This window comes from Porifericola rhodea, from assembly GCF_030506305.1.
Classification (GTDB): Bacteria; Bacteroidota; Bacteroidia; order Cytophagales; family Cyclobacteriaceae; genus Catalinimonas; species Catalinimonas rhodea.
The window spans coordinates 4,650,077-4,661,901 of sequence record NZ_CP119421.1 but is presented as its reverse complement, the minus strand read 5'-3'; the positions used below and the strand labels follow the sequence as shown (position 1 = coordinate 4,661,901).

General features: G+C 40.4%; 8 protein-coding genes. 1 reads left to right on the top strand and 7 read right to left on the bottom strand.

Features of this window, described 5'->3' with window-relative positions:
- Positions 1–52: 52 nt before the first annotated feature.
- From PZB74_RS19100 to PZB74_RS19085, 4 genes are all read right to left on the bottom strand, one after another.
- Entirely contained in the window at positions 53–1,429 is a 1,377-nt protein-coding gene (locus PZB74_RS19100; RefSeq protein ID WP_302238761.1) for a hypothetical protein, read from the bottom strand.
- 92 nt (positions 1,430–1,521) lie between these two features.
- Positions 1,522–2,592 carry a fatty acid desaturase family protein gene (locus PZB74_RS19095; protein ID WP_302238760.1) on the bottom strand — a complete coding sequence of 357 codons (1,071 nt, stop codon included), beginning with the start codon at positions 2,590–2,592 and terminating at the stop codon, positions 1,522–1,524.
- Positions 2,593–2,782: 190 nt separating this feature from the next.
- Positions 2,783–3,811, bottom strand: coding sequence for a phosphotriesterase family protein (locus tag PZB74_RS19090; protein WP_302238759.1), 1,029 nt, complete (start codon positions 3,809–3,811; stop codon positions 2,783–2,785).
- Positions 3,812–3,940: 129 nt separating this feature from the next.
- A complete protein-coding gene (locus tag PZB74_RS19085; protein WP_302238758.1) occupies positions 3,941–4,345 on the bottom strand; it encodes a DUF5684 domain-containing protein in 405 nt (134 codons plus the stop codon).
- Between the two features lie 208 nt (positions 4,346–4,553).
- Here PZB74_RS19085 and PZB74_RS19080 point away from each other — a divergent pair, with 208 nt between their 5' ends.
- Positions 4,554–6,185: an ABC-F family ATP-binding cassette domain-containing protein gene (locus tag PZB74_RS19080; protein ID WP_302238757.1), complete on the top strand. Its 1,632-nt coding sequence runs from the start codon at positions 4,554–4,556 to the stop codon at positions 6,183–6,185.
- 74 nt (positions 6,186–6,259) lie between these two features.
- Here the strand turns inward: PZB74_RS19080 and lpdA are convergent, their stop codons facing one another.
- Genes lpdA through aceE form a run of 3 tightly spaced genes read right to left on the bottom strand, consistent with a single transcriptional unit; the run spans position 6,260 to position 11,766 of the window.
- Positions 6,260–7,681, bottom strand: coding sequence for a dihydrolipoyl dehydrogenase (gene lpdA / locus PZB74_RS19075; RefSeq protein WP_302238756.1), 1,422 nt, complete (start codon positions 7,679–7,681; stop codon positions 6,260–6,262).
- A complete protein-coding gene (locus PZB74_RS19070) occupies positions 7,681–9,054 on the bottom strand; it encodes a 2-oxo acid dehydrogenase subunit E2 (RefSeq protein WP_302238755.1) in 1,374 nt (457 codons plus the stop codon). The genes lpdA and PZB74_RS19070 overlap by 1 nt, the downstream gene beginning before the upstream one ends.
- Before the next feature lie 48 nt (positions 9,055–9,102).
- A complete protein-coding gene (aceE, locus tag PZB74_RS19065; protein WP_302238754.1) occupies positions 9,103–11,766 on the bottom strand; it encodes a pyruvate dehydrogenase (acetyl-transferring), homodimeric type in 2,664 nt (887 codons plus the stop codon).
- Positions 11,767–11,825: the final 59 nt, after the last annotated feature.

The following is an 11,825-nucleotide window of genomic DNA, read 5'->3' as shown; positions in this document are numbered from 1 at the left end:
ATTTATTCAAAAGCCCTGTCTAAAGATAGGGCTTTATTTATATTACCCTTTTTCAGTCAGCTGCTTTAATGATAGCGATCCAGTTTTGATTACCGGGAGCTTGAATTTTTGTTTGTGATGAAATTTCTATATCTACATGCTCCATCCATCGGTTTTCAGTGACATTGACCCACTGTATCCTAGCCTGTTTAAGTGTGTTTAAGTCTGTACTTACGCTACCCCCGGCAGGAAAATAAATAAGGTAGGATTTGTTTGGGTTAGCTCGCATATAGGCTTCATTATCTTCTCTGTTTACCAGAAGTTGAGTACAATCATTTGCATTAAAATGATCGTATGAGTTTACAACTTGACGAAGACAAGCGATAACATTTCTTGCTAATTCGTTTAGCCCCAGTCCAGCATCTGGACGGTGAAAACGTGTAGTTGCAGCACCCAGAAATACATTTCTTACAAATCTTTCCACAGCATCCTGGTCAGTATGGCCAAATTTATTTCCATCAGCGCCATAAACTTTAACATTGTTAACTGGTCGTGGATGTTCAGACTGATGAATTCTATTTATTTGAATCTGTCCTTTGTCCCAGTGGTCTTGTCCCTGATTATGATTGTTCTGTGAAATGTCTACGAAATCGTATGTTTCCGGATGGTCAATCGTTGAACGATGCGCAATATGGTTCAGGTCCCAGGGATCCCACATTTCAGTTGTATAGATATTTTTATTGTTTTTCTCCAGGGCTATTTTCTTAATGTAGTCGGACCAGAATTTACCCCAATCAGCTGTTACCGATGTTTCATTATCCATACAGTAGAGTATATGATCATACTCAAGGCTGTAGGAGAGTAGTTTATCTATAAATTTTTGCTGGTACTCCAATACTCTAAACAGGCTCATTTGTGAAGGAACACTACGAAAAAAATTATTCTCGGTATAGATAGGATGAGATGGTACTTCTTCTGTTAGTTTGCTTCTTTGAGTATTGTAATTAATGTTATTCTTTGGATTAAAAGGGTTTTCTGACCAGACATCTCTATAAAAATCAAAAGTTGCCCAAATTTCAATCTGTACAATAATGTCGCGTTCAGCAGTAAGCTGAAGAAAATGATTAAATCGCTGCCAGTATTCTTCGTTGAAAATGTTTAGGTCGTATTTGCCAACACTGTTGGTTGCAAAAGGCCACAAATTGCCTGCGTCACGGCTAGACATAGTACAACGAACATAATTGCCACCAGAGACTTGTAATTGATCCAGGTGCTCTGCTAATGCCTTAAATTGAAAAAGGTTATCTTCAGCAGAGCCACCTAACAATAACACCGGTTGGCCTTTGTAGGACCAGAATCTAGGGTTTTCTTCGTTTATAGAGATTCCCTGGGCTAAGAGCGGGAAATAAACAAAATTGAGGATTAGAGTTAGGTAGCAGGCTTTACACATGATTGAGCAGGTTTTCTATAAGATAGAAAATCAGGCTCATAAAAAGTTATAGTAGCCAAAATTTAACATTGGCTACTTCAAACCGCTACTTTTTATACAGGGCTGCTTCCCAGGGTTTTGAGCGCCTTCATATGAGAAAGAATTGCGTTTCTAAAGGTAGGCTTCACATTATAGGGCAGTTGAAACTCAGCAGCTGTTTTTTCTACTATCTTTGAAATATTACGATAGTGTACGTGGCAAATGTTAGGAAAGAGATGATGTTCTATTTGATAGTTCAGCCCGCCGATAAACCAGTTTAATACACGATTATTACGGGCAAAATTTGCAGTAGTCATAAGCTGATGAATAGCCCATTCGTTTTCCATATTGCCATCTTCGTTGGGTAAGGGTTGCTCTGTACCTTCTACTATATGTGCCATCTGAAAAATAGTGGAGAGTATAAAGCCGGCAGTCAGGTGCATAATCAAGAAACCGATAAGAACCTGCCACCAAAGTAATGAAGTAAGCAGAGCGGGCAAAATCAGCATAAAGAATACATATAAAGCTTTCAGACCTAAAAGTGAAAGGTACTCCCTATCTATTGAGTGCTTGCTTTTCAATTCGCCAGCCTTGTGATAGCCCAGCAATTTATAAAAGTCATTACTAAACATTAATAGTGTCATAAGTCCATACAGAAACCATACATATACATGCTGATAGGCATGAAAAGCTTTTTGAGGAGCATGTTTTGATAGTCTGATTACAACTTTAGTGTTTATGTCTTCATCTTTACCGTGGATGTTAGTATAGGTATGATGATGCAAATTATGTTGTATTTTCCAGACAGAAGCATTCGCTCCCAGCAGGTAAATACTATTTCCCATAAGCTTATTGATAAATGCATTTTTGGAGTATGAACCGTGCAGCGCATCATGCATAACAGTCATACCAATACCCGCTTTTGCAACTCCCATAACCAGCGCCAGAGGAATAAAATAGTAAGCAGGCCAGGACAAGAAATACACACTTAAATAAGCACCTAAATAAATACCAATGAGAATAACTGATTTGGTAACCATTTCGCGGTTTCCGTAGCGTGAGATATCATTTTCAGCAAAGTAATCGTTTACTCTACCTCTAAGTGTGGTGAAAAATACAGACTTGTCCTTGTTGATAAATTTCATGTAAAGTGGGCTAAATTAATAGTTTGAAGCTATAAAAGTATTACAGCTTATGTGGTCAAACATACTCACTACTATGGGATAATCCTACCGCCCTACTTTTTTATAGTTAAAAATGTATGAAAAAATGGAAAGTTAGTTTATCGTAGAAATGAATACTTACAATTCACTACATAGATATATGTTTTTAAGTTCAAACTAACCTTTTCTTAATCGCAAATGCATCTTTTGGGTTTATAATCATCACTTGCTCAATATCTGACTCAGTAAATTTGTGTTCTTTTAGGAGAGGTATTAGATGGATAAATATATCAGTATATGGTCTGAAGCTACCACCTTCTACCTCCTCCGGACGATACCATCCTGCATCATGAGAAAGTAGTACATGGTTTAAAAGCTTGTTACTTTTAAATAGTATTAAAATTTTGAGATACTCATTAATATTATCTTTGCTAACACCATCCAGGCTGACCCAGGCGCCCATTTGTGCAGCTTTAACATGTAGGTTGTTATCTTTTTCATTTTGGGCGTGTACCCAGATGAAAGCAGCAGGTGCTACTCCCAATTTTTGCAAAACTTCTAATTGTTCAAAAGCTGCTTCTGCCGGCCCTGTATGTGAAGCAATGCTCATCCCCGTAGCTTTATGAGTCAATGCAGCGGCGCTGATTAATTTTTTATGAATATCACTAAGCGGGCCAGGGTCTACACTGGTTTTAATAAATCCGGGTCTGAAAGCCGTACCATCAATGCCCTGCTCAAATTCGCTGACCCACCTTTTAGCGAGCTGTTTTGATGTTTCGGTAAAAGCATGCGCTGGCAAAAACTTATTCTGGCGTGCTCCATAGTATCCGGTATTTGTAATAATGTGAAGACCACTTTTATTGGAAAGTTCCGCTAAAATATCAACATCTCTACCCAGGTAGGCAGGTGTGCACTCTACCAGGGTATGGCATCCTAATGCTTTAATTTCCTGAAGGTAGGGTAAAACTTTTCTGACTACCTTCCCTTTGTTCCAGCGCTCTTTGCTTATCTCTGCCGCACCCACAAAATCTACCAGTACATGTTCGTGGATAAGACTGAAACCCATCTTGGAAGATGATATACTACCACCTACCGTAATGACTTCAGACGTTTGCTTAAATTGTGGAGTTATAGAGAGTAGTGGAAGTGTGCTAAGCATACCTCCGCATCGCGCTAAAAATCTTCTGCGAGAGTAGGTCATTGTTCATGGATTTAGGTCTTGGCAATATTGTAAAAAATGACCTAAGTGTAAGCTTTCTGCTAGGCATCATCAAAAAAAAGCAGTCAGATGTATTCTGACTGCTTGGGTGTATGTCAACATGTTATATGCTTATATTGCCGGGGCAGTAGCTATTCCCTCTTGTCCGGCAGGGCCCTGATAAGAAGCCCCTCCAAAGGCCAGTACAGGGTAAAATACTATAGGTAGAAACAATAAACCAATGGTAAAGCCTTCACTATTACCAAAGCTTTTAGAAAGAAGATTGGTTGCCCAGATTGCTGCAACTATATTTACCAGAGGTATAAAATATAGGATAATCCACCAACCTGGTTTACCTATTATTTCCAGCAATACTACAAGGTTGTAGATTGGAATAATGGATGCCCAGCCAGGTTTACCAGCTTTAGTGAAAATTTTCCAAATGGATACAATCATGAGCACAATAAACGCCAGATATAGAATACCGACGCCTACACCCATGCCTACTGCTAATTGGTCTGTTACTTGATCATTCATAATCTTATAATTTGGTTAATAAAGCGTATAAATAAAATACAATTAATTAGTAAAAAATAAATATTGTGGCAGTATTGCTTTCAATGTAATATTCGTCTGCCTTAACTTTAATATCGCAAATCGTGTGAGAGTGGGAACTTAAATAAATGATAAGGAATTGTTTGTTGCTGATACATTGTTGTACCTTCGCATCTCAAACAAAATATTAATGATCACAGCCAGTAATGTCTCCCTGCAATACGGGAAAAGAGTTTTATTTGACGAAGTTAATATCAAGTTTACCCAGGGTAATTGCTATGGCATTATAGGTGCCAATGGAGCGGGTAAATCTACTTTTTTAAAAATCCTTTCAGGAGAAGTAAGCCCAACCCGGGGTAACGTAAGTATAGATAGCGGTAAGCGTATGGCCGTTCTTAAGCAGAACCATTTTGAGTTTGACGAAGAGCAGGTACTCAATACTGTAATGATGGGCCATAGTACGCTATGGAAAATCATGAAAGAAAAAAATGATTTATACGCTAAGCCAGATTTTTCAGATGAGGATGGAATTCGTGCAGCCGAATTAGAAGAAAAATTTGCTGAAATGGATGGCTGGAATGCTGAATCTGATGCTGCTGCTCTATTAAGTGGTCTTGGTATTGTAGAGTCTGATCATTACAAACTAATGAAAGAGCTTAATGGTACGCAGAAGGTGCGTGTCTTGTTAGCTCAGGCACTGTTTGGCAATCCTGATATTCTTATACTGGATGAGCCTACCAATGACCTTGACATTCAGACAGTTTCATGGCTGGAAGATTTTCTCCTAGATTTTAAGAATACGGTAATTGTTGTGTCTCACGACCGTCACTTTCTGGATACAGTTTGTACACACATTGCCGATATAGATTTTAGCCAGATACAGTTATATACCGGTAACTACTCTTTTTGGTACGAGTCTAGTCAGTTGGCCTTGAGCCAGCGCAATTCTGCCAACAAAAAGGCTGAAGAAAAGAAAAAAGAATTGCAGGAGTTTATCGCGCGTTTTAGTGCCAATGCCTCCAAGTCTAAGCAGGCTACCAGCCGTAGAAAGCTGTTAGACAAAATTAATGTGGAAGAAATAAAGCCTTCTTCCCGTAAATATCCGGCCATTATCTTTAACCAGAAACGTGAAGCCGGAGATCAGATTCTACTCATAGAAGGTCTTAGCAAATCTTTAGATGGCAAAGTACTTTTTAAAGATGTTGATATTAGAGTGAATAAGGGTGACAAGATCGCGATCCTGAGCAAGGATAGTTTAGCTATTACCTCTTTCTTTGAAATACTGGCTGGTAATGCACAGGCAGATAGCGGAGAGTATAAATTTGGGCAAACCATTACTACCTCTTATTTACCTAACGAAAACGCTGAGTTTTTCAACACCGATCTTAACCTGATTGATTGGCTTAGACAGTACGCTGAAGGAGAGAAGGACGAAGTTTACATTCGTGGGTTCTTAGGTAAAATGTTATTTACTGGCGAGGAGACGTTTAAGAAAGCAAACGTACTTTCAGGAGGAGAAAAAGTGCGTTGTATGGTATCCCGTATGATGCTGGCTGAAGGTAATGTATTAATGCTGGACGAGCCTACCAACCACCTTGACCTGGAGTCTATTACAGCCTTTAATAATGCTCTTAAGGACTTCCCGGGTACAGTGCTCTTTACTTCGCACGACCATGAGTTTACGCAGACTATCGCAAATCGTATTATTGAGATTACTCCTAACGGTATTATCGATAAGCTGATGACCTTTGATGATTATATGGAGGATGAGGTAATAGCAGCACAGCGTGAAGCGCTTTACAAAAATGTAGTGAGCGTATAAAATAATAAGAAGGAGCATGTTTAAAGCATGCTCCTTTTTTAAATCAGCATAGATTAACTTTCACAAGAGACTTGTCACGAGTTCTTTTTCTTATCTCTTTTAGGTCTGTAAATATGGGTGGCTTGACCGTATAAAACATCAGCCGCTTCCATCAGTGTTTCTGACAAAGTAGGGTGAGGGTGCATAGTCAATGAGAAGTCTTTGGCTACAGCTGCCATTTCTACAGCTAAAACCGCCTCAGGTATCATATCACCAGCATTTTTACCAGCTATTCCTACCCCTAAAATTCTTTCGGTCTCCGGATCAAATATTAGCTTGGTAAGTCCGTCACTTCTACCCAACGTAGCAGCTCTACCAGAGGCTGCCCAAGGAAATTTAACAACATTTATTGGTATATCCCGCGATTTAGCTTCAGTTTCTGTAATTCCGCACCAGGCGATCTCCGGGTCTGTATATACTACAGCGGGTATTGCTTTTGGCTCGTAAGCACTTGTCTCTCCCGCAATAGCTTCAGCAGCGATTTTACCTTCATGACTGGCTTTATGGGCTAGCATAGGTTCTCCAGTAATATCACCGATGGCAAAAATAGATTTTTCTGCGGTTTGTCGTTGTTCGTTTATCTGTACAAAACCTTTATCATCTACTTCAACAGAAGTATTTTCCAGCCCCAAATTTGAAGTTCTGGGTTTGCGTCCGATGGCAATAAGAACTTTGTCAAACTTATATTCACCTTCATGCTTGCCTTCCAGCTTCACTTTTAGCTTCTTTTTCCCGCTAATCTCTGCTACTTTGGTTTCAAGCATAATGTCTTCAAACAAGTCTTTGTTACGTTTAGCAAAGACATCTACCAGGTCCCGGTCAGCACCAGGCATCAGTTTGTCAGTCATTTCTACCACCGTTACTTTACTGCCCATACCGGCGTATACAGAGCCAATTTCAAGCCCTATGTAGCCGGCACCTACTACCAGTAAGCTTTTGGGTATATCTTTAAGCTCTAAAGCTGTAGCAGAGCTCATGATATTGTCACTAAATTCCACATCAGGTAATGATACAGGCTCAGAACCACTAGCCAGTATAGCATGCTTGAAAGAAACTTCCTTACTTTGGCCATCATAAGTAACTTCTACAGTATTGGCATCTTTAAAAGTAGCCATACCTCTTATATGCTCCACTTTACGCTTACTACTTAACTGACCGAGGCCACCTACCAGTTTTTGTACTACACTATTCTTCCATTCGCGTACTTTTTTAACATCAATATCGGGTTCACTAAAGCTAAGCCCAAATTCAGAAGCTTCCAGTGCTTCCTGCTTCAATTTAACGATGTGTAGTAAAGCTTTGGAAGGAATACAACCTCGGTAGAGGCAAACACCTCCAGGGTTCTCTTCAGGGTCAATCAGTGCGGTTTTCATGCCCAGATCAGCAGCCATAAACGCTGCGGCATATCCACTGGGGCCTCCACCTATAACAAGAACTTCATATTCTTTTTTCGCCATTATATACCTCCTTCCATTAGCATGACAAAAGGATCTTCCATTACCTGACACATCCAACGGAGAAAACGGGCAGCTTCTGCTCCATCAATAGCACGGTGATCGTATGATAAGGACAAAGGAAGCATAGTTTTTGGCTTAAATTCTCCATCCTCATATACCGGCTCCACCTGGTTACGAGAGACGCCTAAAATAGCAACCTGAGGGTGGTATACGATAGGTGTAAAGTTAGTGCCTCCAATTCCGCCAAGATTAGAAACAGTAAAGTTACCTCCCTTCATATCGTCAGCAGAAAGTTTGCCTTCTCGTGCTTTTTGAGCTACTTCGCTAAGTTCCAAAGCAATAGTAGTAACTGATTTACGGTCTGCATCTCGGATAACGGGTACCAGCAAACCATTCTCTGTATCCACTGCCACACCAATATGAATGTATTTTTTGAAAATCATCTCCTGATTTTCCACATCTACGCTTGCATTAAATTTAGGAAAAGCTCTAAGTGCTGAGGCAGATAGCTTAACCAGAACAGCAGTAACAGTTAGTTTTGCTCCTGCTTTAGCAGCTTTCTCTTCATATTGATCCATAAAACCCTGTAGGGTAGAGATATCAGCTTTGTCAAACTGAGTTACATGTGGTACGGTACGCCAGGCATTACCCATGCTTTTGGCAGTAGCTTTACGGATACCGCTCATTTTTTTACGCTCTACTTCTCCCCATTGGGTAAAGTCTGGTAAAGCGGTGCTTTCACCCTCTGCTTTGCTTTTCTTTTTCTTTGGAGTAGATTCTTCATCTGCAGCAGATTTTACATCTTCAGCAGTAATACGTTTGCCAGGACCACTACCTTTTAGAGCGTAGATATCTACATTAAGTTCTCTTGCGAGGCGCCTCACCGAAGGAGCAGCTGGTACTTCACCATCTTTTTTGGGTTTAGACGCTTTATCGTCTTTGTCCCCTTGCTCGTCATTAACCTCCTCATCTTCATCGCTATCTTCTTCATCTTCATCCTTAGTATCATCATCAGCCTCCTCTTTTTCATCATCAGAAGAATCAGAATCTTCGGTATCATCATCCTCCTCTTCTGCCTGTGCTTCTGGCTCATCACTTTCTTCCTCAGGCTCTTCAGTATCTTCGCTTTCTTCACCCTCTTCTTCCAGAATCAGAATAACGTCTCCTATGTCAATATCATCACCTTCAGATACTTTTATTTCTTTTATTTTTCCTCCAGACTCAGCAGGTACTTCTACCGAAGCTTTATCGCTTTCTACAGCGATGATGGACTGCTCAGCCTCAATGGTATCCCCTTCGCTCACCATTATCTCTACAATGGTACCTGATTCGGCATCCTCAGAGATTTGGGGCATTTTAATTTCTTTTGCCATATGTTGTTAGGTTAAAAAGTGTTTGATTTTATGGGTAATCTATGCGCTTTAATATGAATCTGGATTAAGCTTATCAGCATCAATTTCAAGCTTTTGCATTGCTTTTTCGTAGGTATTTTTCTTAATCTTACCTTCGTTCAGTAAGCCATATAAAGCTGACAATACAATATGACGATGGTCCACTTCAAAAAAGTCTCTCAACTCAGGACGAGCATCACTACGTCCGAAACCATCGGTACCCAGGCTGATAAATGGTTTAGGAAACCACTGAGCAATAGAATAGGGTAAAGCCTTAAGGTAGTCCGATGCAGCTACAAATACGCCATCTTCCTCCTCTGTACATTCCTGAATGTAGTTCTGTTTCGTGTCTGAGGGGTGCAGACGGTTATGTCTTTCAACATCCATAGCATTATGGTATAGCTCCTTGTAACTAGTTATACTCCAGACATCGGCGGCTATGCTGTATTCTTTCTCTAATACTTCTGCGGCTTTAAGCACTTCCTGTAGTATAGCTCCGCTACCCAGTAGGTGTGCCTTCTTTTTGCTGTTTTTTGAAGAGCGCTGGTATACGTACATCCCTTTAAGAATACCTTCTTCTACACCTTCCGGCATAGGAGGCATTTTGTAATTGTCATTCGTTATGGTAATATAGTAGAAGATATCTTCCTGCTCTTCGTACATTCTGCGAATCCCCTCTTTTACAATAACTGCCAGCTCAAATGCAAATGTAGGGTCATAAGCTTTTAAGTTAGGTAGGGGGTACGCCAGTAAATGACTTTGCCCATCCTGATGTTGCAGACCCTCGCCCGGCAAAGTAGTTCTACCTGATGTGCCGCCAATTAAAAAGCCTCTGGCTCTGGCATCAGCGGCGGCCCATATAAAATCTCCGGTACGCTGGAAGCCAAACATAGAGTAGAAAAAGTAGAAAGGAATTGTATTGATTTTATGGTTAGAATAAGCAGTGCCAGCAGCAATAAATGTTGATATAGAACCTGCTTCAGTGATACCTTCCTCCAATATGGCTCCGGTTTCTGACTCTTTATAGTACATCAGACTGTCTTTATCTACCGGCTCGTATTGCTGGCCTATGTGCGAATAGATACCATACTTACGGAAAAGGGCATCCATGCCAAAAGTACGAGACTCATCAGGAACGATAGGCACGATCATATCGCCAATGTTTTTATCTCTCATCAGCTTAGACATCATCTGTACCATTACCATAGTAGTAGCTACCTCACGCTCTCCGGCTCCTTCACGATATTCTTTAAAGGCTTTATCATCTGGTGCTTTAAGCTTGTCGGTTTTAGTAATTCTTTTGGGGATCAGCCCACCAAGTTTTTCCCTTCTTTCTAGCAGATATTTAATTTCATCACTACTTTTTTTGGGACGATAGAAGGGAGCTTCACCTATTTCTTTGTCAGATATAGGCAAGTTAAAGCGGTCACGATAATCTTTAAGTTCGTTTTCATCCAGCTTCTTCCTTTTATGAGTTACATTACTGGCCTCTCCAGCTTTACCCAAGCCATAACCTTTAATAGTTTGTGCCAGAATTACAGTAGGTCCATCTTTATACTCAGTAGCTTTTTTGTATGCGTTATATATTTTTTTTGGGTCGTGACCACCACGATTAAGTTCACTCAGCTCTTCGTCTGACATGTCTTCTACCAAGGCTTTTAACTCTTCGGATGTACCGAAGAAGTCTTCTCGCATGTATTTGCCACCTTTAACTGTATAGAGCTGAAACTGTCCGTCTATAACTTTATTAAGACGTTCTACCAATTTTCCACTTTTATCTTTTTTTAGCAGCGCATCCCACTTGTCTCCCCAAACCACCTTGATAACGTTCCAGCCTGCTCCTTTAAAAATACCTTCCAGCTCCTGTATTACTTTATAATTTCCTCTTACAGGGCCATCAAGTCGCTGTAGGTTACAGCTGACAACAAAAATGAGGTTATCCAACTTCTCTCGGCTGGCGTTGGCCAGTGCTCCTACAGACTCAGGCTCATCCATTTCGCCATCACCCAGAAAGGCCCATATTTTTTGTTGCTTTTGATCTTTTATCTTGCGGTCTTCCAGATACTTAATAAAGCGAGCATGATAAATGGCCTGCACCGCCGTAAGACCCATAGATACGGTAGGAAAACTCCAGTAATCGGGCATTAGGCGAGGGTGAGGGTAGGAGGAAAGCCCATCTTTGCTGGCAAGTTCTCTACGAAAATTTTCTAAATTTTTCTCGCTAAGTCTACCTTCTAAAAATGAGCGAGCATATACACCGGGAGAGGCATGGCCCTGAAAGTAGATAAAGTCCCCGCCACTTTCGTCATCCAATCCCCGAAAAAAATGCTGAAAACCTACTTCAAAAAGTGTAGATGAAGAGGCATAGGTTGAAATATGACCACCAATTCCACTAGAGTTTCTGTTCGCCCTAACCACCATAGCTAGTGCATTCCAGCGAATTAAATTGCTTAAAGTATTTTCAATATCCAGATTGCCGGGGTAATCCTCTTCTTCATCAACTGCTATGGTGTTGATGTAAGGCGTAGTAACCTTATCATGCAGTTGCACGCCGTTGGCCTCAGCTTTTTCTCTAAGTTTTTGAAGGATTTCTTTAGCCCGTTCAGGGCTCTCGTTTTCAAGAATATAGTCTAAGGAACTAAGCCATTCCTGGTTTTCAAATTCGTAAATTTCTTTAAGCTCCTGTTTGGGCATAGGTAAAAAAGATTGATGTAGTGATAAAAAATTTGAGCTTAACTGTATAAGCTATGAGT

Excerpts from the sequence above, each read along its gene's own strand:
- PZB74_RS19100 (WP_302238761.1), bottom strand. The coding sequence starts at position 1,429 with ATGTGTAAAGCCTGCTACCTAACTCTAATCCTCAATTTTGTTTATTTC.
- PZB74_RS19095 (WP_302238760.1), bottom strand. The coding sequence starts at position 2,592 with ATGAAATTTATCAACAAGGACAAGTCTGTATTTTTCACCACACTTAGA.
- PZB74_RS19090 (WP_302238759.1), bottom strand. The coding sequence starts at position 3,811 with ATGACCTACTCTCGCAGAAGATTTTTAGCGCGATGCGGAGGTATGCTT.
- PZB74_RS19085 (WP_302238758.1), bottom strand. The coding sequence starts at position 4,345 with ATGAATGATCAAGTAACAGACCAATTAGCAGTAGGCATGGGTGTAGGC.
- PZB74_RS19080 (WP_302238757.1), top strand. The coding sequence starts at position 4,554 with ATGATCACAGCCAGTAATGTCTCCCTGCAATACGGGAAAAGAGTTTTA.
- lpdA (WP_302238756.1), bottom strand. The coding sequence starts at position 7,681 with ATGGCGAAAAAAGAATATGAAGTTCTTGTTATAGGTGGAGGCCCCAGT.
- PZB74_RS19070 (WP_302238755.1), bottom strand. The coding sequence starts at position 9,054 with ATGGCAAAAGAAATTAAAATGCCCCAAATCTCTGAGGATGCCGAATCA.
- aceE (WP_302238754.1), bottom strand. The coding sequence starts at position 11,766 with ATGCCCAAACAGGAGCTTAAAGAAATTTACGAATTTGAAAACCAGGAA.